This is a genomic window from Micromonospora sp. NPDC126480 (genome assembly GCF_040302465.1).
Lineage (GTDB): Bacteria > Actinomycetota > Actinomycetes > Mycobacteriales > Micromonosporaceae > Micromonospora.
In genome coordinates, this window is record NZ_JBEORU010000005.1 from 1 (window position 1) to 23,104 (window position 23,104).

The 23,104-nt window shown below is 73.6% G+C and carries 19 protein-coding genes; 2 read left to right on the forward strand and 17 right to left on the reverse strand.

Going from position 1 to position 23,104, the window contains the following annotated elements; translation table 11 throughout:
• Nucleotides 1–465 precede the first annotated feature (465 nt).
• The gene (locus ABTW87_RS06110) at nt 466–1,041 is read left to right on the forward strand and encodes a hypothetical protein (protein WP_350649001.1); all 576 of its coding nucleotides are present in this window, start codon (nt 466–468) and stop codon (nt 1,039–1,041) included.
• A 29-nt stretch (nt 1,042–1,070) separates the two neighbouring features.
• On the opposite strand, the gene ABTW87_RS06115 is transcribed toward ABTW87_RS06110, so the two are convergent.
• From ABTW87_RS06115 to ABTW87_RS06175, 13 genes are all read right to left on the reverse strand, one after another.
• Nucleotides 1,071–1,325 carry a hypothetical protein gene (locus ABTW87_RS06115; RefSeq protein WP_350649003.1) on the reverse strand — a complete coding sequence of 85 codons (255 nt, stop codon included), beginning with the start codon at nt 1,323–1,325 and terminating at the stop codon, nt 1,071–1,073.
• A 271-nt stretch (nt 1,326–1,596) separates the two neighbouring features.
• Nucleotides 1,597–1,923, reverse strand: coding sequence for a DMT family transporter (locus tag ABTW87_RS06120; RefSeq protein WP_350649004.1), 327 nt, complete (start codon nt 1,921–1,923; stop codon nt 1,597–1,599).
• A gap of 98 nt (nt 1,924–2,021) precedes the next feature.
• On the reverse strand, nt 2,022–3,170 hold the full coding sequence (locus ABTW87_RS06125) for an alanine racemase (RefSeq protein ID WP_350649005.1): 1,149 nt from the start codon (nt 3,168–3,170) through the stop codon (nt 2,022–2,024).
• On the reverse strand, nt 3,167–4,768 hold the full coding sequence (locus ABTW87_RS06130) for an IucA/IucC family protein (protein ID WP_350649007.1): 1,602 nt from the start codon (nt 4,766–4,768) through the stop codon (nt 3,167–3,169). The genes ABTW87_RS06125 and ABTW87_RS06130 overlap by 4 nt, the downstream gene beginning before the upstream one ends.
• Nucleotides 4,765–6,393 (reverse strand): IucA/IucC family protein, encoded by a 1,629-nt coding sequence (locus tag ABTW87_RS06135; RefSeq protein WP_350649009.1) that lies wholly within the window; start codon nt 6,391–6,393, stop codon nt 4,765–4,767. The genes ABTW87_RS06130 and ABTW87_RS06135 overlap by 4 nt, the downstream gene beginning before the upstream one ends.
• The gene (locus ABTW87_RS06140) at nt 6,390–7,565 is read right to left on the reverse strand and encodes an ATP-grasp domain-containing protein (protein WP_350649011.1); all 1,176 of its coding nucleotides are present in this window, start codon (nt 7,563–7,565) and stop codon (nt 6,390–6,392) included. Before ABTW87_RS06140 ends, ABTW87_RS06135 begins: the two co-directional genes overlap by 4 nt.
• A complete protein-coding gene (locus ABTW87_RS06145; RefSeq protein WP_350649013.1) occupies nt 7,541–9,106 on the reverse strand; it encodes an MFS transporter in 1,566 nt (521 codons plus the stop codon). Before ABTW87_RS06145 ends, ABTW87_RS06140 begins: the two co-directional genes overlap by 25 nt.
• Entirely contained in the window at nt 9,103–10,887 is a 1,785-nt protein-coding gene (locus ABTW87_RS06150) for an IucA/IucC family protein (RefSeq protein ID WP_350649015.1), read from the reverse strand. The genes ABTW87_RS06145 and ABTW87_RS06150 overlap by 4 nt, the downstream gene beginning before the upstream one ends.
• The gene (locus tag ABTW87_RS06155; RefSeq protein WP_350649017.1) at nt 10,884–11,453 is read right to left on the reverse strand and encodes a GNAT family N-acetyltransferase; all 570 of its coding nucleotides are present in this window, start codon (nt 11,451–11,453) and stop codon (nt 10,884–10,886) included. Before ABTW87_RS06155 ends, ABTW87_RS06150 begins: the two co-directional genes overlap by 4 nt.
• Nucleotides 11,450–12,742, reverse strand: coding sequence for a lysine N(6)-hydroxylase/L-ornithine N(5)-oxygenase family protein (locus tag ABTW87_RS06160; protein ID WP_350649019.1), 1,293 nt, complete (start codon nt 12,740–12,742; stop codon nt 11,450–11,452). Before ABTW87_RS06160 ends, ABTW87_RS06155 begins: the two co-directional genes overlap by 4 nt.
• A gap of 24 nt (nt 12,743–12,766) precedes the next feature.
• A complete protein-coding gene (locus ABTW87_RS06165) occupies nt 12,767–14,323 on the reverse strand; it encodes a pyridoxal phosphate-dependent decarboxylase family protein (protein ID WP_350649021.1) in 1,557 nt (518 codons plus the stop codon).
• 96 nt (nt 14,324–14,419) lie between these two features.
• Nucleotides 14,420–15,679 carry an MFS transporter gene (locus tag ABTW87_RS06170; protein WP_350649023.1) on the reverse strand — a complete coding sequence of 420 codons (1,260 nt, stop codon included), beginning with the start codon at nt 15,677–15,679 and terminating at the stop codon, nt 14,420–14,422.
• Nucleotides 15,676–16,386, reverse strand: a complete 711-nt coding sequence (locus ABTW87_RS06175; RefSeq protein ID WP_350649025.1) for a siderophore-interacting protein — start codon at nt 16,384–16,386, stop codon at nt 15,676–15,678. The genes ABTW87_RS06170 and ABTW87_RS06175 overlap by 4 nt, the downstream gene beginning before the upstream one ends.
• A 118-nt stretch (nt 16,387–16,504) precedes the next feature.
• On the opposite strand from ABTW87_RS06175, the gene ABTW87_RS06180 reads away from it, so the two are divergent.
• Nucleotides 16,505–17,065 carry a GNAT family N-acetyltransferase gene (locus ABTW87_RS06180; RefSeq protein WP_350649027.1) on the forward strand — a complete coding sequence of 187 codons (561 nt, stop codon included), beginning with the start codon at nt 16,505–16,507 and terminating at the stop codon, nt 17,063–17,065.
• Between the two features lie 38 nt (nt 17,066–17,103).
• On the opposite strand, the gene ABTW87_RS06185 is transcribed toward ABTW87_RS06180, so the two are convergent.
• From ABTW87_RS06185 to ABTW87_RS06200, 4 genes are read right to left on the reverse strand one after another with little or no spacing between them, the layout of a single operon-like run.
• Nucleotides 17,104–19,851, reverse strand: coding sequence for a glycoside hydrolase family 38 N-terminal domain-containing protein (locus ABTW87_RS06185; RefSeq protein WP_350649029.1), 2,748 nt, complete (start codon nt 19,849–19,851; stop codon nt 17,104–17,106).
• Nucleotides 19,848–20,996 carry a Gfo/Idh/MocA family protein gene (locus ABTW87_RS06190; protein ID WP_350649031.1) on the reverse strand — a complete coding sequence of 383 codons (1,149 nt, stop codon included), beginning with the start codon at nt 20,994–20,996 and terminating at the stop codon, nt 19,848–19,850. The genes ABTW87_RS06185 and ABTW87_RS06190 overlap by 4 nt, the downstream gene beginning before the upstream one ends.
• Nucleotides 20,993–21,904 (reverse strand): sugar phosphate isomerase/epimerase family protein, encoded by a 912-nt coding sequence (locus ABTW87_RS06195; RefSeq protein ID WP_350649033.1) that lies wholly within the window; start codon nt 21,902–21,904, stop codon nt 20,993–20,995. The genes ABTW87_RS06190 and ABTW87_RS06195 overlap by 4 nt, the downstream gene beginning before the upstream one ends.
• Nucleotides 21,895–23,103, reverse strand: a complete 1,209-nt coding sequence (locus ABTW87_RS06200; RefSeq protein WP_350649035.1) for a CehA/McbA family metallohydrolase — start codon at nt 23,101–23,103, stop codon at nt 21,895–21,897. Before ABTW87_RS06200 ends, ABTW87_RS06195 begins: the two co-directional genes overlap by 10 nt.
• Nucleotide 23,104 lies beyond the last annotated feature (1 nt).

The following is a 23,104-nucleotide window of genomic DNA, read 5'->3' on the forward strand; positions in this document are numbered from 1 at the left end:
CGACACCGACCAGACCGACCCGGCACCGATCGCCGCATAACATCAAACCGGATCCCGCGATGGCCGTCTCCTACACCACCAGCGCGGACGTGACCTCACACCCCGATGCGTCCACTCTGGCGGTGCCGGAGTTGCGGCGCGGAGTGGCCCTGCCAGCCGGCCCGTCTGTCCCTGCTCGTCGAGTACCGGGGGGACCGCACGGGCCTGATGGTCTACCTGGCTCAGCAGATGGCCGAGGCGCGCGATCAGCTCGCCCAGCTTAACCCGAGCAAGCCGCAAGACCTGACGGAACGGTTTCTCGCCTGGGCTCGGGCACGCGGAGGACCGCAGTGAGGGACGACAATGCGCCGCGAGCGCGGGGACCTCCGTCCACCCGTAGCCCTCGCGGCCCTCTCGAAGCGACATGGACACGAACTCGGAGAACGGATCTTCCAACACCCCAAGGAAGCCACGAAAGGTTCCAGCATGTCCTCACGTAACCCGGTTCACCCGACCGCCCGACTGATCAGAGCCGCCGTCACGACCATGGCAATCTGCATCGCCGCGCTGTCACTCATGGCCGCCCCAGCCTCCGCCGACCCGGAGAACGGAACGTTCGCCACCTGGCCAGCACCCGGCCCTGGCAACGTCTCCGGTTCGATCTGGCAGGGCACTGCCTCCTGCGCGACCCAGAGCGGCGTCAAGGTCTGTGACGCCAACGTCTACACCTCTGGCCTGATGAACGGTTGGGCCACGAGCAACCAGGCGTACCGCAGGCTCAACCTGGAGTGGAAGATCCGCAACAACAGCGGCACGGTCGTCAAGACCGGCAGCGCGTACTGCCAGGGTGCGACGACCACGATTAGCAGTTGCGAGCGGTCCGGCCCGACCTACCTCGCACGCTGGCCCATCACGAGCACCGTGCGAATCTGCGTTGACACCATCGGATACGCCTACTACTACGTCTCATCGAACGGAAACACCGCCAAGGTGACCGGCAGCGACTACGACTGCATCACCCTTTCGGCAGGCAGCGGAGGCGGCGGAACCCCGCAGCGATAACCCCACCACCAGTGCAACATTATGCCCGGTCACGCCAGTGGCCGGGCATCTTCTGGCAGCACGCTCTCTCCCATGCTCAGCCTCAGGCGATGGTTGAGCCGCTCAAGACCCTGAATGACCCGCTTAACGTCCGGCTCCACTGGCGCCAGTTCCTCGAACTCGGCGAAGGCTTCCGCGAGCTTGCGCAGCGTCTTGCCGTGAAGCGAACCCAGCATCGCATCGGCCTGGACCAACATCACAACCCTCAGAAGCGCCAGCAGCTCATCCCGCGTAAGTCCGCTCATCAGGTCAGCATGACACCTGGGCCGCCACCGGGTCGACACCCGAGGAGCCCGCACCATAAGCGATTTCCCGGCTCCTATGTCGCCACCATTGGCGCTGGTTCCGGCCATGCCCGGGCCCACTCAAAGCCCCATTGAGCGATTAGTAGCGGCCAGAGGGTAAACGCCGCGTTACGCTGGCCCGTCCAGGCCTCCGATCTCCGGTTCGAGATAGTCACGCCGGGTCCAGGTGCCGGGGTTGCTCCGGGAACGAAGATTTCGGGAGCCTGGCCCGTCAGTGCGCCGTCGCCCCGCCCACGTTGAGCGTCACCACACCGGCGACGATGAGGCTGACCCCGACTACCTTCACTCCGGTGATCGGCTCGTCGAGGAAGGCCGCGCCGATGGCGACGATCGCCGCGGTGCCCAGGGCCGACCAGAGCGCGTACGCGACGCCGACCGGGATGTGCCGCACCGCCTGCGACAGCGCGGCGAAGGAGACCAGGTACCCGGCCAGGCAGGCGACCGTCGGCCAGAGCCGGCTGAAACCGTCGGTCACCTTGAGCATGCTGGTGGCGAAGACCTCGGCCGCGATGGCGGCGAGCAGGAAGACGTACGGCACGGGCACTCCTCGGTACAGGGCGGTCGGCGCGGGTCGCGCCATGAAGGGCCGCGGCGCGGGCGGCGGTTCGCGCCCGGACGCCGGTCGCTCGCCGCCGGTCACCGGCGACCGTACGGCCGGGCCGCCCACTCGGCGGCCACCCGCTGCGGATCGCCGGTGCGGAACACCGGTGGCTCGTGCAGCAGGAAGTCCCGGTGGCTGATGTTCCAGGCGTACGCGCCGGCCATGGCGAAGACCAGCACGTCACCCACCCCGACCGGACCGGCCGTGACCGACCGGGACAGCACGTCCTTGGGGGTGCACAGCTGCCCGACGACGGTGACCGGCCCACCGTCGGTACGCGGACCTGCCGCGTCCGCCCGCCGGTGCACCGTGAACGGCTGCGCATGCCCCTTCGCGGCTGGCGTACGCAGGTGGTGCGTGCCGCCCGCCACCACCGCGAACCACTCGCCGTGCGAGCGCTTCACGTCGATCACCTCGGTCAGGTACGACCCGCTGTAGGCGGTGACCGACCGGCCCGGCTCGATGCGCAACCGCAGCCGTGGGTGCGCGTCCAGGATCCGCGCCAGCATCCGGCCGTACCCGGCCCAGTCGAACCGGGCCGCCGGGTCGGTGTAGTCGACGGCCATGCCGCCGCCCACGTCGACCTCCGCGGCGTCGATCTGGTCGACCGACCAGCGGACCACGGCGGCGGCGACCGCGCCGGCGAGTGGGGCGTCCAGCCCACTGGCCAGGTGTGCGTGCACGCCCCGTACCTCGATCCCGGCGGGCGGGCGGCGGGCGCACGCCACGGCGTCGGCCGGCTCCATGCCGAACGGGCTCGGCCCGCCGCCCATGACCAGGCTCGCCCCGGGCGCGTCCACCGGCAGGTTCACCCGCAGCAGCACCCGGGCGGTGGTGCCGGCGGCCACGGCCAGCGCGCCGAGGCGCCGCAGCTCCGCCGGGGATTCCACGTGGATGCGGGCCACCCCGGCGGCGAGGGCGGCGGCCAGGTCCCGGTCGGTCTTGCCGGGGCCGGCGTACGCGGCGGGCGTCCGGTCCGGCAGCACCTCGGCGAGTCGACGCAGTTCGCCGCGGCTGGCGGTCTCGAACCCGTCTACGGTCGGGGCGAGCACCCGCAGCACGTCCGGCTCGGGATTCGCCTTGACCGCGTAGAGCAGCTCGACCCGTGGCGGCAGCGCCGCCCGGACGGCCCGGGCGTGCGCCGCCAGCCCGTCGAGGTCGTGGACGTAGACCGGCCGGGTCACCGGGGCCGGCCGAGCGGGTTCGGCACCGGCACGAACGGCGCGGTCCGGTCGGCTTCGCGCCGCCACCGGACCAGCAGGTTCGCCTTGGCGACCAGCGGCTCCCCGGTCAGCAGCGCCCGCAGCTCCGCCGGTTCGCCGAGGTCGGCGCTGACGGCCGCGACCACCGCCCGCAGCTCCTGCCACAGCCGCGGCTCGACACCCGGGGTCGCGTCGGCGAGCGCCCCGCAGATGCCGGCGAGGTGGTTGACGAACAGGCAGTAGACGACGCGGCGGCGGGCGTCCCGGGGACCGTAGCCGGCCTGCCGCGGTACGCCGTCCGGCCAGCCGGCCCATCGGCTGGTGTCCAGCTTCACCCCCTCCAGGTCCCGCAGGAGCATCCGGACCGGCCGGCGCTCACGGTCGAGCACCACCACCACGTTCTGCAGGTGTGCCTCGTGCACGACGCCGTGCCCGATCCAGCAGCCCAGCACCGCCGGCACGAGCAGCGCGACGTACGCCGACCACCAGGCCACCGGGTCCGGCACCGGCAGCGGCGCGGCGGCCAGCGCCGCCGCCAGCAGCGGCGTCTCCCCGGGGCCGAGGTGCGGGCGCAGGCCGGTGCGCAGGATCGAGCCGTACGCCTCGTCCGCGCCCGGCACGTCGACCGTTCGGTAGGCGGGTTCGGTGAGCAGCGCGACGCCGGCCGGTAGCGGCACACCGGACAGCAGCTCGGTCAGGGCGACCGCTCCGGTGAGTTCGTACCGGGCGTTCTTGCGCAGGCAGTTGGTGATCCGCACGTGCAGGCTGGTCTTGAGGAACAGGTCGGCGGCGGGGGCGTAGAGGGTGCGGACGCTTGCCGTCGGCCGTACCGTGACCCCGCCGGGGCCGAGCCGGCGGACGTGGGGTGGTAGCACCGCCGGGCGCAACGCGAGCTGCCAGGGGTGTACGGGCAGCACCCGGTGCCCGGCCGGCGGCCGTGGCGGGTCGAGGCCCGCCACCAGCGGGTCGAACGGCCCGGCGTCGGCGGCCAGCTCGTCCGGGACCGCCAGCCAGTGCAACCGGAACGTGGTGCGTAGCTCCGGCGCGTACGACCGCCAGCCGTCCGGGTCGCCGCTGCGCCACTTCGGCGTGGGGTGGTGCGGATGGCCGAAGACCAGGGACTGTTCGGAGTCCACGTACGCGTCGATGGCCGGCTCTCCGCTGGGTGCGGGATCCCGGGCCGGCCGCTCGGCCAGCAGCCGGGCGATCGCGTCGCGGCTGGCCCGCACCTGCCCGAGGAACTCGTCGTTGGTACGGCCGGTGCGGGCGGTGAGCTCCGTCGCGACCAGGTCGGCAAGCGCGGCAGCCGGCAGGTCCGCCCACCGGTCGCCGCCGGCCAGCCGCTGCACCGGTCCGCGGTAGCGGTGGGCGCCCAGCGGCGAGACCCGCGCGACGGCGCAGCGCAGCGTCGCACCGGTGTGCCGCAGCCGGAGGCGGGCCCGGCCACCGCCGACGGTCACCGCACCGTCGGGCAGGGCGAGCTCACGTACCAGGCAGCCGAAGACGGCGTGCGCGGCGGCCAGGTCGGCCCGGCGGTCGGTGGCGGAGCGCGCCGGGGCGTCCAGCACGGTGCGCGTCATCGCGTCTCCCGCAGGTAGTTGGGGCCGGTACGCCGGTAGTACTTGTTGATGTCGGCGCAGCCGAGCCGCTGTTTCGGTAACAGGGTGCCGGCGGTGAGCATCGCCTTGACCGGAAGGTGGGCGGCCCGCAGCACCCGGTCGGTGAAGTAGCGGGCCGTTGCCGCGTCGCCCCAGCGGTCCCGGGCCGCGGCGAGCCGGGGCCCCAGCGCGGCCGCCGGCGACGGGACCGGGACTCCCCGCGCGGCGAGGGCGAACAGCGGCGCGGCAGCGGCCAGGTGCAGGGTGATGGTGATGAACATGTCGGCCAGTTCCTGTGGGTCGCCCGCCCACATCCGGCCGTCCCGCAGGGACGGCCCGCCGGGCCGTCGGTGCCGCCGGTCCAGCCGGGCACCGTCGTTGTCCTTGTAGAGCAGACCGACCGTACCGTCCGAGTGCACCAGCAGGTGGATGTTCTGCGGATGCGCCTCCAGAGCCACGCCGTAGCGTAGCCACAGGCAGACGTGCCAGTCGATCAGCAGGTCCAGGTAGGACTCCAGGACCGCGCCGGGGCGCCCGGGGCTGATCCGTTCCAGCACGGTGCCGCCCACCGGGTCGGGTGCGGCGAGCGCGGCGACCGGCACCACCCGCACCCCGGCCAGGTCGGGCGGGAACCGGCGCAGCAGGAAGCCGAGCCGCTCGTCGCCGCCGACGTGCCCGAACGTCCGCTCGTCGGCGTGCCGGACGCGGCCGGCGAAGGCCGGTTCCCCGGCGGCGATGCCGTCGAGCAGGGCGGCGACGGCCGCACCGTCGGCCAGCGCGTCCGGCTGCAGTGTCCGCCGGTTCCGGGCGCCGAGGGTCGCGGTCGGCAGCGGCAGCTTCAGATGGGTGCCCGGGTCGTGTGCCAGCGCCACGGTCCGCATCGACAGGGTGGGTCGTACGGCGATCGCCGGCCGGTCGGTGACCGGCAGCGCGTACCGTGCCGCGGTGAGCGGGTGCACCGGCATCAGCATCTGGTCGTCGCGCTCCGGGCCGGGCCACCACGTGGGAAGGTCGCCGGTCAGCCGTACCGCGTCGATCGGCGTGCCGTACCAGCGCAGCTCGAAGCGCGGTGCGTGTTCCGGGGCGTACCGGCGCAGGTCGTCGTCGTCGAGCCCGTGCCGGCACCGGTCGGTGGGGTAGACCGGATGGCCCGCGTACGCGGCCAGCACGTCGTCGAGCAGCGCCGCCGGCATTCCGGTGGGTGTGGCCTCGCGCTCGGCCACGATCGCGGCGAAGACCCGCGACCGGGCCCGGGCGGCGGACCGGCGGGCCCGCAGGTCCGACCGGCACTCGGCGGCGAGGACCTGCCAGCCGGCCTCGGCCTCCGGGTCGCCGTCCGGCGCGAGCAGCGCGAGCAGACCGTCCACCGTGTCCGCCCGGCGTTGCACCCGGCCGTCGGCGACCACGTCCACCACGGGTGCGGCGGTGCGGAGGAACTGCTGGAACCCGTCCGCGCGCACCGGGATCCGCAGCAGCCCGCCCGCGTGCGGCACCTCCCACCAGCCGGGCCCGCCCGGGCGGCCGCGGGTGAGCAGGCCGAGATGGTCCTCCCGGAGCAGCGCGTCGAGCACCCGCGTGAACACCTCCCGCTCGCTGTCGTCGGTCACTCGACCATCGTCCACCGGAGGTCCCGCCGGAAGGCGGCCAGCGCGTTGTGGACAGTGCCCCGGTCCGGCCCGATGGCGTACAGCGCGGCGAGGTAGTCGCGGTTGGTCCCGGTTCGGGCGGCGGACCGGCCGACCTCGCGCATCGGCCGGCAGCTCAGCCGTACGCCGTCCACGACGGTGTCCAGCCGGCCGGGCGCGGCCGCGAGCCGGCCCGACCGGTCGGCGCAGACGTACTCGACCCGGGCGTGGCGGCCGGTGGCGGTCGCGACGGGCAGGTCGAGTGCGGTCAGCGGCTCACCGAGGTGCAGCCGGATGACGTGTTCGAACAGCGGGACGTCGAGCAGTTCGGCGAGGATCAGGTCCATCCGGTCACCGATCAGGCGGTAGTTCACCTCGATGAGCCGCACCCGGTCGCCGTGCACCACGTACTCGGTGTGGCAGGCGCCGAAACCCACGCCGAGCGCGTCGAGCCGGGCCCGCAGCTGGCTGCTGTCCCGCTCCGAGGGCGGCGACCAGTCGAGGCTGACCTCGGTGAAGGTGGGCGGCGGGCCGAGACCGGTGCGCCAGCCGCCGAGGGTGGCCAGGCCGGTGCCGTCGCCGAGGGTCTCGCAGGTGCGCAGCTCGCCGGCCAGGTACTCCTCGACGACCAGCGCGACCTCGGGCCGGCGGCCGCGAATCTCGGCGACCCGCGCGGCCAACTCGCGCCGGTCGGCCACCAGGTAGGCGTCCTCGCTGGCCACTCCGTCGCGGGGCTTGACCACGGCGGGGAAAATCCCGGCGGGCACGGCGGGCGCGGCGCCGGGGTCCACGGCGACGGCGCGGACCGCGTCGATCCCGGCGGCGGCGACGGCCGCGCGGGCGGCGGCCTTGTCCTTGCAGAGCCGCGCCGCGTCGGGATCCTTTCCGGGCAGGCCGAGCTCGCGGGCGGCGACCGCGGTCGCCGCCTGGAGATGGTCGCTGTTGGACAGCAGCGCCGCCGGTCGGGCCGCTGCTGTCGCCGCGACCACGGCGGCCGGGTCCCGGACCGCGCAGCGGACCGTCAGCACGTCGGCGGGCCACTGTTCCGGCCGGTCGGTCAGCACGGTGACCGGTAGGCCGAGCACGGACGCCGCTGGTAGGAATCCCTCCAGGACGGCGTCGGTGGGGTTCAGCGCGGTGAGGTAGAGCCGCATCCACCCTCCTGGCCCGACGCGCCCAGCCGCTCCGCCCGGTGCAGCAGTCCGGCGGCGACCAGCCCACCTGCCAGGACGGCGACCGCGCCCACCGTCTGACCGGTCGACAGCGCGTCGGCGAAGGCGGCGGTGACGGTCTCCCCGTCCGGCCCGGCCGCGGCGAGGGCGGCCGGGAACGACCCGGCGCCGGCCAGGGCCGCGGGCAGCAGGGCGGTGAACCGGGCGTTCAGCACCGCCCCGAGCACCGCGATGCCGAGACTGCTGCCGACCTCGGTCATGGTGCCGTCGACGCCGGCTCCGGCGCCGGCCTTCTCGGTCGGGATCGCGCTCATCACCGCCTCGACGATCGCCGGGTTGGCCAGTGCGCAGCCCGTACCCATGACGAGGAGCCCGGCCAGCAGCCCGGCGTAACCCTCGGACGGGCCGTGCGTGACGAGCGCCAGGCCCCCCGCGAGCAGCGACATGCCGACCGCGATGGCGGCCGGGAGGCCGAGCCGGCGGATCGCCAGCGCGGCGGCGCCACTGACGTTGAGCAGCACGATGGACAGCGCGAACGGCGCCATCCGCAGGCCCGCCTCCCAGGCGGAGTAGCCCCGGACGAACTGCAGCTGCTGGGTGAGCAGGAAGAGCGCGCCGGTGGCCCCGAAGGTGATCAGGACGACGCCGGAGACCGCGCCCACGAACCGGCGGTCCCGGAAGAAGGCCATGTCCAGCATGGGATCCGCGACCCGCCGCTCCCAGTGGACGAAGAGCGCGAGCAGGAGCAGACCGGCGGCGGCCGCACCGAGCACCTCGACCGACGTCCAGCCCCGCTCGGGTCCGGCGATGATCGACCAGACGACCGCGGTCAGGCCGGCGATGGACAGAACCACGCCGCCGAGGTCGAGGCGCCCGCCGGCCGGGTCGCGGGACTCCGGGACCAGCGCTCGGCCGGCCACCAGGCAGACCAGCACGATCGGGACGTTCATCAGAAAGATGGCACCCCAGGGCAGGTGCGCCAGCACGGCACCGCCGATCGGCGGCCCGGCGGCGAAGCCCAGCGCGCTGGTGGCCGCCCAGATGCCGATCGCCCGGGACCGCTCGGCCCCGTGGAAGACCTGCATCGCGACCGCAAGGGTGGCGGTGACCAGCAGGGCACCGCCGATCCCCATGCCGGCCCGGGCCGCGATCAGCTGCTCACCGGTGCGCGCGAGCCCGGCGGCCAGCGAGCCCAGCCCGAACAGGACGAGCCCCACCAGCAGCATCCGGCGGCGCCCGTACCGGTCGGCGGCGCTGCCGGCGGTGAGCAGCAGCCCGGACAGCACCAGCGCGTACGCGTTGATCATCCACTGCACCTGGGCGGTGCTGGCATCCAGCTCGGCGGTCAGCACCGGCACCGCCACGGTCAGGACGGTGTTGTCCAGCACCACGACGAGCTGGGCGAGACACAGCACCGCAAGGATCAGCCAGCGGGTGGGGGACCGGCGCGGCGGGCGCTCCGACGGGTCGCCGGCGCGGCCCACCGCGCCGGCCGGCGCGACGGGAGCCGGGTCGATGCTCATCGTTTCGGCGCGAAGCGGGCGAGCGGGTTGGTCAGGGTGCCGGCGAACTGAAGCGCGGCGGACGGATCGGCCAGGTCGACCATCTGCTGGTTGTTGCGCAGCTGCAGACGGTTGAGGCAGGACAGCGCGAACCGCTCGGCGAACAGGTCGTGCCGTCGCAACCGGTCAGCCAGGTGGGGCACGCTGTCGGCGTAGTCGGCGGCGCACCCGGCGACCGTCCGCCAGAAGTCGTCCTCGGCCAGGACCCCCTCGGTGTGCAGGATGGCGGCGAGGTGGCGGAGGAAACAGTCGAAGACGTCGGTGAAGATGGACAGGATCTTCTCGTCCTCCGGAACGGCCGCCCGGACCCGCTCCACCGCCGGCGGCAGCGGCGTGTCGGGACCCATCACCACGATCTCCTCGGCGATGTCCTTGAAGACCACCCGTTCCACCGCGCCGGCCTGCAGGACGAGGATGACGTTCTCGCCGTGCGGCATGAACGCCAGGTCGTAGGCGTACAGGCTGTGCAGCAGGGGCACCAGGTACGCGTCCAGGTAGCGGCGCAGCCACCGCACCGCGCCCAGTCCCGACTCGGCGATCAGGGCACCGGCGAGCGAGCGGCCGTCGCCGTCGACGTGCAGCAGCGAGGCCATGGTCGCGAGCCGGCGGCCGGGCTCCAGCGCGCCGACCGGGCTCTCCCGCCAGAGTGCGGCCAACATCTTCCGGTACGGGGAGTAGCGGTCGGTCGCCGCCTCGTACTGCCGGTGCCGGTAGCCGACCGCGGCCCGCTCGCGGATGATCGACAGGCGGGTCCGCTTGAGCACCGGGTCGTCGTCGATCAGGTCGGCCAGCCAGTCGTTGATCGCGGGGGTGGCCTCCATGTAAGCGGCGGACAGGCCCCGCATGAAGCCCATGTTCAGCACCGACAGCGCGGTCTTCACGTAGTGCTTCGTCGGGTCGGTGACGTTGAAGAAGGTCCGGATCGACTGCTGGGCGAGGTACTCGTCGGGTCCCTCGCCGAGGCAGACCAGCCGGCGCCGGGCCACCTCACCGGCGAACGTGACCGCGAGCTTGTTCCACCACTGCCACGGGTGCACCGGGATGAGCAGGTAGTCGGCCGGATCCAGGCCGAGCCCGGTGAGGGTGCCCGCGAAACGGTCGAACGTGCCGGCGCCCAACTCGGCCCGCATCAGGGTGTCGTAGTCCAGGTCGGCGGCACTGGTGAAGGTGGCGTGGTCGCGGTGCGCGGCCAGCCAGAGCAGCCGGACGGGCGCCGCCGCCTCCGGGGCGTAGCGGTGGTACTCGTGCACCCCGAACCCGATGCGGCCGTTGTTCGCCACGAAGCACGGGTGCCCCTCGGTCATGCCCGTCTCGATGGCCTGGAAGTCCGCGCGGGCGAGTTCGACGGCGCTGACCGCCGGCTTGCCGAGCTTGTACGCGGTGCCCGCCAGGGTGGACGTGATCTCCTCCAGGTAGACCGGCAGGATCGCGTCGGTGAGCCCGAGCGCGCCGCGCAGTTCCAGGCAGAGGTCGACGGCGTCGAGCGGGAGCTCCGTGCCGTCGCGGTCCCGGGTGATGCTGTCCGGGTCGATCTGCCAGTGGTCGAGGGCGAGCCGCTGGGCGGCGAAGCGGTACGTCACGGCGTCGTCGTCACCGCGTACGAGCCACCGGCCGGCGCCCGTCGGCTCCGGGGTGATCAGGCGCTCGTGGGCGAACTCCGCGAGGGCCTTGCGTACCAGTAGCCGGTTGGCCGTCGCCCAGGTGTCGGGGGTCAGGTGGTCCACCGCGGTGGTCGGGTTCACGCGGGCACCTCCTTCCGGGTCGCGGCCAGGAACTGGTCCCGGGTGCAGATGCTCAACAGCGCTTCCTTCTCGGGCTTGCGGATCGGGCCCACGACGGTGAAGCCGACGGCGGCGTTGAGGGCGTGCACCGCCGTGTTGCGCACGTCGGGTTCGACGACCACCCGTCGGGTCGCCGGGTCGGCGAAGAGCCAGTCCAGCACCGTCGTGATCACGGCGCGGGTGAAGCCGTGCACCGGCGCGTCGGTGGGCGCGCAGAGGAAGTGCATCCCGACGTCGCCGTGCTCGGCGTCGTACAGGCCGGCGAGTTCGACCCGGGCGGGGTCGTACCGTTCGGCCAGGAACGCCGGCTCGCCGCGCCACGAGCCGAGGTACGCGTCGTGGTGCGGGTGCTCGGCGATCCGCCGGTACTCCGCCGCGACCCCGGCCACGTCGGCGTCCTGCATCAGCCAGAACGCGGCCTTGGGGTCGGTCACCCAGCGGTGCAGCAGCGCGGCGTCGGCGTCGGGGTCGAGGGGGCGCAGCGCGAACTCGCCGAGCCGGTCGTCGACCCGGGTGTGGACGGTCATCGCGCACCCACCGCGGGCGCACCGAACTCCTGGAACGCGATGCTCTTCTCGATCGGGTAGTGCTCGCTGCCGGTCAGCTCCCGGATGATCCACGAGTTGCGGTACGGGCCCATACCCAGGTCGGGCGAGGTGATGCTGTGGGTGTGGGTGCCGGCGTTCTGCAGGAAGATCTCCCGGCCGGCGTTGTCGATGCTGTAGTTGCGGGCCACGTCGAAGCGGCCGTGGCCGTCCCAGCGGATCCGGTCGCGGACCGGTGCCAGGAACTCGGGCAGCCGGTAGTGGTAGCCGGTGGCCAGCACCAGCCCCTCGGTGTCCAGGGTGAAGTCCCGGCCCTGCTCCACGTGGCGCAGTCCGAGCGTGTACGTGCCGGTCGCGGCGTCGTGGCTGGCGCCGGTCAGCTCGGTGTTGGTGAGCAGCCGGGTCGGCACCGGCCCGTGGACGCTGCGGGCGTAGAGCAGGTCGTAGATGTCGTTGATCAGGTCGGAGTTGATCCCCTTGAACAGGCCCTTCTGCTCGGTCTCGAGCCGGTAGCGGGTGTCCTCCGGCAGCTCGTGGAAGTAGTCCACGTAGTCCGGTGAGGTCATCTCCAGCGTGAGCTTCGTGTACTCCAGCGGGAAGAAGCGCGGCGAGCGGGTGACCCAGCTGAGCTGGTAGCCGTACGTGCCGAGGTCGCCGAGCAGGTCGTGGTAGATCTCGGCGGCGCTCTGCCCACTGCCGACGATCGTGATGCTGCGCTTGGTCCGCAGCGCGTCGCGGTGCTCCAGGTACCGCGAGTTGTGGATCAGGTCGCCACCGAGGCCGGCGCAGGCGTCCGGGACGTACGGCGGGGTGCCGGTGCCGAGCACCAGGTGCCGGGCCCGGTGGGTGACCGGCCCGTCGGCGGTGTCGGCGTGCACCACGTAGCGGCCGTCGGCGGCGTCGTGCTCGACGGCGGTGACGGTGTGCCCGAAGCGCAGGTTCGGCAGCTTCGCCGCCGCCCAGCGGCAGTAGTCGTTGTACTCCACCCGGAGCGGGAAGAAGCTCTCCCGGATGTAGAAGGGGTAGAGCCGGCCGCTCTCCTTCAGGTAGTTGAGGAAGGAGTAGGGCGAGGTCGGGTCCGCGAGACTGACCAGGTCGGCGATGAACGGCGTCTGCAGCCGGGTCGATTCGATGAGCATTCCGGGATGCCAGTCGAAGCCGTCGCGGGCCTCCAGGAACACCCCGTCCAGGTCGTCGATCGGTGCGGTCAGGCAGGCCAGGCCGAGGTTGTACGGACCCAGGCCGATGGCGATGAAGTCGTGAGTCGACATGCGTTTCTCCAAAGCGGCGGGGCGTCAGCCGACCGGGCAGGACAACTCGGCGGCCGAGCTGGCGCGGGTGTACCAGGCGGCGTGCTCGGCGATGAGGTCGAGGACGTGGGCGACGTCCTGCGCCGTGGTCTCGGGGTTGAGCAGGGTGAACTTCAGGTAGTGGGCGCCGTCCACCTTGGTGCCGGCCACCAGTGCGGCGCCGGAGGCGGCGAGGGCCTCGCGGGCGTGCAGGTTGGCCTCGTCGACAAGCGTCGGGTCGACCCCCTCCGGGACGTACCGGAAGACCACGGTGCTCAGCTGTGACCGGGCCGCCACCTGGAAGCGGGGATCGGCCTCGAGCAGCTGCCACACCTCAGCCGCGAGGTCGACCACCCGGTCGAAGAGCGCGCCGATGGCGTCCGGGCCCATGATGCGCAGCGTCAACCAGAGCTTGCACGCATCGAACCGGCGCGTGGTCTGGATGCTCTTGTCGACCTGGTTGGGGATGCCCTGCTCGACGGCCCGGGCGGGGTTGAGGTAGTCGGCGTGCCAGGTGGCGTGGCGCAGCACCCGGCCTTCGCGCACCAGAAGCGCGCTGGAGCTGACCGGCTGGAAGAAGGACTTGTGGTAGTCGACGGTCACCGAGTCGGCCCGCTCGATGCCGTCCAGCAGGTGCCGTCGGGTGGGGGACACCAGCAGGCCGCAGCCGTATGCGGCGTCGACGTGCAGCCACACCCCGGCCGCCGTGCAGATGTCGGCGATCTGGGGCAGCGGGTCGATGGTGCCGAAGTCGGTGGTGCCGGCGGTGGCCACGACGGCCATCACCACCAGGCCGTCCTGGCGGCAGCGGTCGATCGTGCGGGCGAGCTCGTCGGTGCGCACCCGGCGGCCGGCGTCGGTCGGCACGGTGAGCACCGCGTCGGCGCCGAGACCGAGCATCTTGGCCGCCTTCTGCACGCTGAAGTGCCCGGCGGTGGAGGTGACGATCCGCAGCCGGGCGAGCACCTCGGCCCGGGCCGGGCGTGCGCTGGACGCCCCGACCACCCGGCGGTACGCCTCCTCCCGGGCCAGCAGCATCGCCTGCAGGTTCGACTGGGTGCCGCCGCTGGTGAAGACGCCGTCGGCGGCGGCGCCGAGGCCGATCCGCCCGGCCGTCCACTCGATGAGCCGTCGCTCCATCAGGGTTGCGCCGATGCTCTGGTCCCAGGTGTCCAGAGAGGAGTTGACCGCGCTGAGGACGGCCTCGCCGAGCAGTGCCGGAATCACCACCGGGCAGTTCAGGTGCGCCAGGTAGCGCGGGTGGTGGAACCAGACCGCGTCCCGCAGCCAGACGTCGTGCAGTTCGTCGAGGGCCGCGTCGGTGTCGGGAAGCGGCCGGTCCAGGTCGATGCCGGCGATCACGGGTGCCAGCGCGTCCGGCGTGACGCCGGTGAACGGGCGGTCGGTCCCGGCCACCCGGTCGGCCACCCGCTCCACGCCGGCGGCGAGGATGCGCCGGTAGTGCGCGACGGAGCCGGCGTTGAACAGGTGGGTCCGAGCGGCGGCCAGGTCCGCGGCGGCTCCGGTCGGCGAGCTGTCGAGCGTGCTTCCGGTCAGGCTCAAGGCAGGTCCTCAAGGGTCAAGGTGGACACGGAACGGCTGGCGCCGCGGAGTTAGGTTAGCCTAACCTCTGCTCGGATCAAGAAGATCCGGCGAGGCTTACGCCACACTTGCCGCGCCGTCCGTCGCGGACCGCTGCTCGCGCGTCCCGACCAAGGGTGTGGGCGGGCGACGGAACCGCCGCTGGTGCGCGAGGCCGGCGGCGACCCCGGCGACCACGAGCACGATGGAGGCGATGGCGACCGCCGGGTAGCCGAACCAGTCCGCGGCCGCGAGACCGACGGAGGCCGCCACGAAGGAGCAGACCAGGCCGAACGACGACAGGACGGTGAAGTCCGTGCCGCCGCTGCCCGGGCGCGAATAGTCCATGTTGACCGTGTAGAGCACGACGTTGGCGATGGTGTAGGCCGCCAGGAAACAGCAGAGGGCCGCGACCGTGCCGCCCAGTGGCGCCCGGCCGTTCATCAGCGGCAGGAGCAGCATCGTCGACAGCGCCAGGGCGGCGCCGCCGGCGACCAGCACGCCGCCGCGCCCGAACCGCCGGACCCCGAGCCCGGCGAGCAGACCGGCCACGATGGCCGGCACGCTTGTCACCACGCCGGTCACCACACCGATCCGGCCCAGTGACCAGCCCGCGTCCACAAGCGCGGGCGTGACCAGGGCGTACGCCATCCCCGCACCGACGTAGACCAGCGGGACCACCCCGAAGGTCCACCACCGGCAACCGGGCTGGCCGAAGACCGAGAGCAGCGCCCGGTAGGCCGTCGCCATGCGGGCGACCCGGTCGATGCGGGCCGGTTCCCGGAACCGCCACACCACCACAAGGCCGACCGCCGTCAGCCCGGCCAGCAGGCCGATCGCCGGAACCCAGCCGAACCGGTCGTAGACGAGCACGCAGGCGCCGCCGCCGAGCAGGTTGCCCAGGTAGCTGGCGGCGACCTGGATCCCGTTGCCGACTCCCCGGGCCGACTCGGCCAGCAGCCGCACCGCCACCGCGTCCGCCGCGATGTCCTGGGTGGCGGAGAAGAAGACGAAGGCGGCGCAGATGGCGACGATCGGGCCGAGCTGTTCGGCGGGGCGGGAGAACGGCAGCAGCGCCAGCAGAGCCAGCACCAGAGCGGTCTGGAGCACCAGCAACCAGGACCGGTAGTGGCCGCGGTGCCGGGATCCGTAGCGGTCGAGGACGGGTGCCCAGAGGAACTTGATCGGCCAGATCAGACCCACGATCTGCAGCAGCGCCAGAGTTTCCAGGGACGTGCCACCGTCGCGCAGGATGGCGGTCAGTCCGACGGTGATGAAACCGACGCCGAGGTACTGGGTGACGTACAGAGCGGTGAGCGTGCCGAGCCGGCCCTTCACGTGGCCCTCCAGTAGCCGAGCGAGGTGACCTGCTGCTTGTCGACGCCGAGGGTGCGCCGGATGTGCCGGGTGATGCTGCGGGTGCTGGCCGCCTCGCAGGCGACCCAGTAGTGCGCCGAGTCGCTGGCCGGCAGCGCGCCGCAGACGGTGTCGACCAGGTGCTGGCCGGCGTCACGGCGGGGCACCCAGGTCACCTCGTGATGCGTCCGGGCCCGTGGCGCCAGCGCCTGCTCGCCCTGGTGGGCGTACTCGAGCCAGACCGTGGCCGGGATGTCGGCCCCCGCGTCGAGCAGGCTGTTGACCGCCGGCAGGGACGCCGCGTCGCCGACCAGGTAGAGGTGCCCGGGCGCCGGGTCCGGCAGGTGGAACCCGCTGCCCTGCACGGTCGCGTCGATGGTGTCACCGACCTGCGCCGCCGTGGCCCAGCGGGCGGCGCAGCCGTCGTGGAGGGCGAACTCGAGTGTGAACCGCCCCGTGGAGGGGTCCGGGTCCACCAGGGTGTACGCGCGCTGGTGTGCGCGGCCGTCGTTGTCGAACCACAGCCGGATCCACATCGTCGGGTGGACCCCGCACGCCTCCAGCAGGCCGCCGCCGTCGAGGAGCAACCGCTGGTAGTGCCCGTCGATCGACTCGGTGCCCAGCACGGTCAACCGGAAGTCCCGGCCTCCCATGGCCTTGAGGACCAGGGCCTCCCAGTTCCGCTTCACACACCCTCCCGGTAAGGTCAGCCTTTGTTAGGGGAGGGTAACCTAATCCGAGTGTCCGACGGAATGCGTGTGTCCCTCACTCCGGCCCGTCCGCACTCGTAGCGAAGGACAGCGCACCATGACGTACCAGGAGAAGATCTCCGGTTTCGGCGAGTTGTCGCTCGTGCCGGTCGAGCCGGACCGGCACGCCGAACTGCTGCACGGCTGGGTGACCCAGCCACGCAACTCGTTCTGGGGGATGGGGACGCACACGCTCGAGCAGGTGCACGAGATCTACGCGTTCATCGACAGCCTGCCGACGCACCACGCCTACCTGGTCATGATCGACGATGAGCCGGTCGGGCTCTTCCAGACCTACCAGCCCGAAGCGGACCCGGTCGGCGAACGCTACTCCGTCCAGCCCGGCGACATCGGCATGCACCTGCTGCTCAACCCCGGCCGGCGCCACGCCCGGGGCCTGACCACCGCCGTCGGCCCCGCGCTCGCCCGGTTCCTGTTCCGTGACCCGGCCGCGCAGCGGATCGTCGTCGAGCCGGACGTACGCAATCAGTTCGCCCTGCGCCGGCTGGAGGCCGAGGGCTTCACCTTCGCCTCCGAGATCGACATGCCGGACAAGCGCGCCCAGCTGGCCTTCCTGCCCCGGGCTCGGTTCGAGGCGGATCACTCCACCCCGGCCTGACAGCGAAGCCCCGCCGCAGACCGGGTGGGTTGTGCGGGTCAGGGCAGGTCGAGTTGCACCGTGGCGATCTCCCAGGCCCGCAGCGGCAGCCGCACCAACCCGTCACCGCCGACGGGCAGCGGTTCGCCGTCCCGACCGAGCAGGTCGGTCCGCCACGCCCCACGGATCGTCGCGCCGCCGAGCACGGCGGTGGTTTCCGTCGGGGACTGCGCCACCAGCCGCACCTCGGTGCGGCCCGCACGGTCCCGGACGCTCGTCAGCACGACGCCCCGGCCGTCGACGGAGAGCCCGCTCGCCGGCGCCGGCAGCGCGGTGGCCGGGTCGGCGGTGCCGGGGAACGCCAGCAGTTCGTGCCGGTACGTCTCGGCAGCCGCCAGAACGCCGGCCTCGTGCCAGGCGCCCCGGTACGGCAGCACCGCCAGCTCGACCGTCCGCGTGCCGCGGCACTGCGCCTCGGGGGTGGGCAGTTGCGGACCGGCGGGCTCGTCACGCAGGGCGTGCCGGTTACGGGACAACATCCCGATCGCGCGCAGCAGGGTGACCGCCAGTTCCCGGCCGGAGTCGGTCAGCTCGTACTCGGTGGGCTGGGTGAGCAGCACGGCGAGGGCCCCGCCCGGCCCACCGGCGGCGACGAAACCGTTGGCCGGGAAGGTGGGCAACGGCACCTCGCCACCGCCGCCCTCCGCGGTCAGGCCGCGCTCGACGACGGCGAACTGGCCCTCCGCGTACGACGTCGCGGCCGGTGACGGCAGCGACAGGTGCAGCCGGACCCGGTGGTCGTCGCACCGGTTGTCGAACTCGACGCGCAGCCGCGCGAACCGCTCGCCGCAGCGCAGCTCGACCCGGGTGGTGACGGTGACCGGCTCGCGGTCCACGGCCCGGGCTCCCGCGTCCACGTCCGCGGCGACCGGCCAGCGGTACTCCCTGATGACGTCCAGCACCCCGACCAGCGGCCCGTCGTGGCGCACCGCGACGCGTACCGCCCGGGGTTTCTCGACGAGTTCGTCGGCGGCGGGCGGGGCGTAGTTGTAGCTGTCGCCCACGTCGCCGCCGTCGACGAGGCGGCCCACCCCGTCCACCGTGACGCCGTCGGAGGTGGTCAGCGCCAGGGTGCCGTCCTCGGCGACGTCGACGCGCAGCAGCCCGTTGTCCAGGCTGCGACCGCTCACCGTGACCGGGACGCCATCCGGCTCAGCGGTCGCCGGCAGGGGCACCGGCCGGACCGCGGCGCGCCCGAGTGGCGGCACCTCGACCAGGGCGGCGACGGTGGCCCGGGGCGCGGCCAGGATCCGGACCCGCCACGGCCCGGCCCGTTCGGCGGCGGCCAGCGCCCGCTGGACGTCCGCCACGTCGAATTCGGGATCGCCGTGCCGGGCGACCTGGAAGGTGAGGGTGCCGTCGTCGGGCGACACCGACCAGGCGGTGACCTCCTGGCCGTACAGCTCGCGGCCGTGCACCCGGGTGAGGACGGCCGGTAGGTCGGCCGCCGGCACCACGTCGTCGGCGAGCAGCGTGCGGCTGCGGTCGAGGACCTGTGCGGCGACGCTGCGGCCGGCGGCGTCGGCCAGGGCGACCGTGCTGTCCGCCGGTGCCTCCACGTCCAGGCGCACCAGGGCGGTACGGGCCGTCGGCGTCGGGTTGAACAGCAGGTGGCCGTCCCGGGGTACGGCCCCGGCCAGCCGCGCCCCGACCAGGTCGCAGACCGCCCGGCCGAGCTGGTCGGCCTCGGCGAGGCGGGCGGCGACCTGCTCGGCGGTCTCGTCGCAGCCGCAGCCGGTCACCGAGTCGTGGCAGCTGGCGTCGATCAGCCGGGTCCAGGCCATGTCGAGGAAGCGCTGCACCGACCCGTCGTGGGTCAGCGCGGCGAGCGGTTCGGCGTACCGTTCGACCCGCCGTTCGGCGCGGTTCATCGCCCGCTTCAGGTGGCCGCGGACGGAGATCACGCCGGGCAGGATGTTGGCCCGGGCGTGCGAGCGCAGCTCGCCCCGGACGACGGGTAGGCCGTCGACGCTCGTCGGTTGGGTGGCGAAGTACTCGCTGAGGGTGCCCAGCCGCAGCCGCGTCCCGGCGAGGTCGGCGGCGGCGAGCAGGTCGGGCGCGTCGGGCGCCGGCGCCGCGTGGTCGGTGCCGTACATGGCCAGCGCCGGGGTGTCCTCGCCGTCGAACCGCCACCCGGCCAGCCGGTCGGTGAGGTCGCCGGCCCGACGGGTGACCTGCGCCGCGTCGTCCATCAGGCCGGCGGCGTTGCCGTAGCCGCCCGGCAGGTACTCGGTGCGCACGGTGGTGCCGTCCGGCGCCTGCCAGGCGAAGGCGTGACGGTGCATCCGCTCCGGCACGCCGCGGAACACGCAGGCGTGGGCCAGCCCGGCGCCGGCCAGCAGCTGCGGCATCTGCGCGATGTGGCCGAACATGTCGGGCAGGTAGCCCACCGGCATGGCGCCGCCCAGCTCCGCGCTGCGGCTCAGCCCGCGCTCCAGGTTGCGGACGATGTTCTCCCCGGAGCAGAGGAACTCGTCGAGCAGGATCTGCCACGGGCCCACCGCCAGCCGCCCGGCGCGCACCAGGGCGGTCACCTGCTCCCGGCGTTCCGGGCGCACCTCCAGGTAGTCGTCGACCGCGGCGAGCTGCCCGTCGAGGGTGAACCGCTGCCGGTGGTCGCGTTCCATCCGGTCGAACACCTCGTCGAGCAGCGCGACCAGCCGCAGCCGGAACCGCTGGAACGGCTCGTACCACTCCCGGTCCCAGTGGGTGTGTGGCACCACGATGATCTCGGTCGGTCGCGTCATCGGCTCGCCGCCTCTCCGCCGATCGCCGCCCCGGTCAGCTCACCGTAGCGGCGTACCACCTGCTGGCTGGTCCGTACGTCCTGCGCGCCCTCGGCGATGCCGGTCAGCGGCGCGGCGGCCGCGGTGACCATCGCGTGGAACGCGACAAGTTCCTGCTCGAAAGCCTCGGTCACCGACCGGAACGCGGCCCGCCGCTCGCCGCCGCCGTGGTCCTCGACCACCGTCAGCGTGGTGGGCGCGTTGAGCAGGTACGGCGACGGGAACACCAGTTCCAGTGAGCCTCGGGCGTGGTGCACGGTGACGGTCTCCCGGTAGGCGGGGTAGTCCGGCAGGTTGAGCCACCGGATGCCGTAGCGGGCGCCGCTGGACAGCCGCCCGCTGATCTCCACCGACGGCTCGGCCGGACCGTCCGGGGTCAGCGGCCAGGTGGCCACGTGCTCGACGGTGGCCGGTGCGCCGGTGAACAGCCGCAGCAGGGACAGGTCGTGCGAGATGCTGTTGAGCAGGATCCGGTAGAGGGTGTGTGCGGCCGGGTTGGTGCCGACGGCGGCGTCCAGCAGCGCCCGGTCGGCGGCGGCGAACCGGAGCGCCTCGTCGGCCGGCACGTCGGCGGCGGCCGGGGGCAGGTTGGCGAAGCGCAGCTGCCGGTCCCCGCCGGCGTGCAGCACGGTCACCTCCACCGCGTGCACCGCCTCCGCCCCACCGAGGTCGGCGAGCAACCGCGCGGCCTCGGCCACGGCCGGGTCGTACTGCTTCATGTAGCCGACCATCAGCGTCGCGCCGCCGCTGCCCAGCTCGGCCAGCCGGTCCGTCTCGGCGAGCGTGTAGGCCAGCGGTTTCTCGCACAGCACCGGCAGCCCGGCGCGCAGCGCGGTCGCGGCCAGCTCACCGTGCGAGCCGGAGGTGGCCAGCAGGACGGCGTCGCACCCGCCGTCGGTGACCATCCGGACCGCGTCGGTGTAACGGCGGGCCGGCTCGACCCCGTACCGCCCGCCCAGCTCGGTGACCCGTGACGGGGACAGGTCGGCCAGCGCCACGACCTCGAACAGGTCGCCCCGGCGTAGCAGCAGCGGCAGATGCACGGTGCGGGCGATGACGCCCAGCCCGGCCACCGCGATCCGGACCCGCTTGCCCGGCTCGGTCATCGCAGCGCCTCCTCGAGCCACCGGAGGTTGGCGTGCTGGTCGGCGCGGATCCGGTCCAGGTCCCGCCCGTCCTCGGGGCTGTCCTGTTCGATCACCAGCCAGCCGGCGTACCCGATGTCGTCGAGGCCGGCGAGCACCCCGGCGAGGTCCACGTCGCCGCGGCCCAGCGCGCAGAAGCCGCCGGCGGCGACCACGTCCATCAGCCCACCGCCGGCCGCCCGGACCCGGGCGTGGGCGGCGAGGTCGGCGTCCTTCAGGTGCACCTGGCCGATCCGGCCGGCCCACCGGCGTACCGCGGCCACCGGGTCCCCGCCGGCCAGCGTCAGGTGCCCGGTGTCCAGGCAGATGGCGATGTCGGTGAGTTCGAGCAGCCGGTCGGCCTCCGCCTCGGTCTCCACGTCGGTGCCGAGGTGGTGGTGGAACACCGGTTCCAGGCCGCGGTCGCGGCACCGGTCGGCGGCCTGCCGCACCCGGGCGGCGAAGTCCGGCCAGGCCGCGGCGGGCAGCGCCGACGCCAGGTCGGTCGGGGTGCCCGGCCGGGCCATCCGGGCCGGACTGCCGGGGCAGGCCAGGGTCGGCCGGGGCGCGAACCGGGGGTCGTCCGCCGGGACGGCGGTGAACACGTCAAGCGCGGCGTCGAGCTGGGCGAGGTCCTCGGCGAAGCCGGCCGGATCGGCGAAGCGCAGGTCCACCCAGCCGCCGGCGAGCCCGACGCCGGCCGCGTCCAGCCGGCGTGCCAGGGCCACGCCGGTGCCGAGGTAACCGATCGGGCCGGAGTCCACCCCGGTGTAGCCGTCGTCGGCCAGCGCCGCGAGCAGGTCCTCCGCGCCGACGGGCGGGTCCGTCGGCCGGTAGATGCCGTAATTGACGGGGGCGCCGGCCACCCGTGTGCGTCCGCTCAGCTGCACAGTGCGATCACCTCCATGCGGTGGGACTCCAGGACGTGCAGTCCGTCGCCGGCCGGCAGCCGGCACCGGTCGCCACGGACCAGCCGGTGCCGCCCGTCCGGGTAGGCCAGCAGCGCGCCGTCGGCGTCGAGCGCCAGCAACTCGTCACCCAGCCGCACCAGCAGCGGCCCGTCCGGGTCGGTGGCGACGGCGGTACGGCCGGCGCGCAGCGCGTCCAGCACCGCGTCCCCGGGCGGGACGTCGGTGTCGGCGAGCAGCCAGGTGGTGGGGGAGCCGGGCAGCGCGTCGGCGCCGGGTCGGTGGAAGTCGCTGCCGCCGACCGGTACGACGTCGGCGCGCCACGCCCGCGCCCAGGCCAGCGGAGCGCCCCAGGTGCGGTCCCACCAGCCGGAGTGCCACACCTCGACAAGCGGGGTGCGGTCGGCCAGCGGCTGGCGCCAGGCGCAGTCGCCGCCGAGCGGGTGGTTGACCGACATCAGCCCGCCGTCGCGTCGCGCGGCGGCGAGCCACTCGTCGGGTGGTCGCCGGAAGTCGACCCAGCCGACCGGGCCGAAGACGTTGGCGTGCCCCCGGTCGGTGGTCACCTCCTGACCGGGCAGCAGGGTGATGCCGTAGCGGGCGGAGGCGGCCGGCAGCCACCGGTGGTGGCTGACCGTGTTGTGGTCGGTGACGGCGAGGAAGTCCAGGCCACGGGAGGCGGCGAGCGCGGCGAGCTCGTCGATTGTGTACGCGCCGTCGCTGTGCACGGTGTGCGCGTGCAGGTCACCGGGGAGCCACCGCCGGCCGTCGACGTCGGGCAGGTCCCGGTGGGGCGGCCGGTCGGGGCGAGCCGGCGCGGCCGGTGGCTCGGGTGCCGGTGGCGGAGTGCTGCTGGTGGTGGCGGTGACCTCGTAGTCCAGCCCGTCGGGCGGGACGCGGTGCAGCCGCAGCAGCACCTGCCACTCGCCGGGTTCCAGCTCACCCGGCAGGTAGCCGGGGGTGGCCCAGTCGGCGGTGACGGTGTAGCCGTCCCGGGCGCCACCGGACCAGCCGCGGAAGCCGGCCGGGCCGGCGCAGCCGAGGTCGAGCACGCCCGCCGCCCGCGGGTAGTCCAGCCGGACCGTGAGGGCGGCGGTGCCGGGCGCGACGGTGACCGGCAGGGCCCGCATCACGTCGTCGGCCCGGTCCTGCAGGGTCCACCTGCCGCGGTGCACGACCATG

Coding starts and splice junctions, on each gene's coding strand:
- ABTW87_RS06130 (WP_350649007.1), bottom strand. CDS start 4,768: ATGACGCGCACCGTGCTGGACGCCCCGGCGCGCTCCGCCACCGACCGC.
- ABTW87_RS06140 (WP_350649011.1), bottom strand. CDS start 7,565: ATGCGGCTCTACCTCACCGCGCTGAACCCCACCGACGCCGTCCTGGAG.
- ABTW87_RS06155 (WP_350649017.1), bottom strand. CDS start 11,453: ATGACCGTCCACACCCGGGTCGACGACCGGCTCGGCGAGTTCGCGCTG.
- ABTW87_RS06190 (WP_350649031.1), bottom strand. CDS start 20,996: ATGACCGAGCCGGGCAAGCGGGTCCGGATCGCGGTGGCCGGGCTGGGC.
- ABTW87_RS06185 (WP_350649029.1), bottom strand. CDS start 19,851: ATGACGCGACCGACCGAGATCATCGTGGTGCCACACACCCACTGGGAC.
- ABTW87_RS06160 (WP_350649019.1), bottom strand. CDS start 12,742: ATGTCGACTCACGACTTCATCGCCATCGGCCTGGGTCCGTACAACCTC.
- ABTW87_RS06180 (WP_350649027.1), top strand. CDS start 16,505: ATGACGTACCAGGAGAAGATCTCCGGTTTCGGCGAGTTGTCGCTCGTG.
- ABTW87_RS06200 (WP_350649035.1), bottom strand. CDS start 23,103: ATGGTCGTGCACCGCGGCAGGTGGACCCTGCAGGACCGGGCCGACGAC.
- ABTW87_RS06110 (WP_350649001.1), top strand. CDS start 466: ATGTCCTCACGTAACCCGGTTCACCCGACCGCCCGACTGATCAGAGCC.
- ABTW87_RS06145 (WP_350649013.1), bottom strand. CDS start 9,106: ATGAGCATCGACCCGGCTCCCGTCGCGCCGGCCGGCGCGGTGGGCCGC.
- ABTW87_RS06115 (WP_350649003.1), bottom strand. CDS start 1,325: ATGAGCGGACTTACGCGGGATGAGCTGCTGGCGCTTCTGAGGGTTGTG.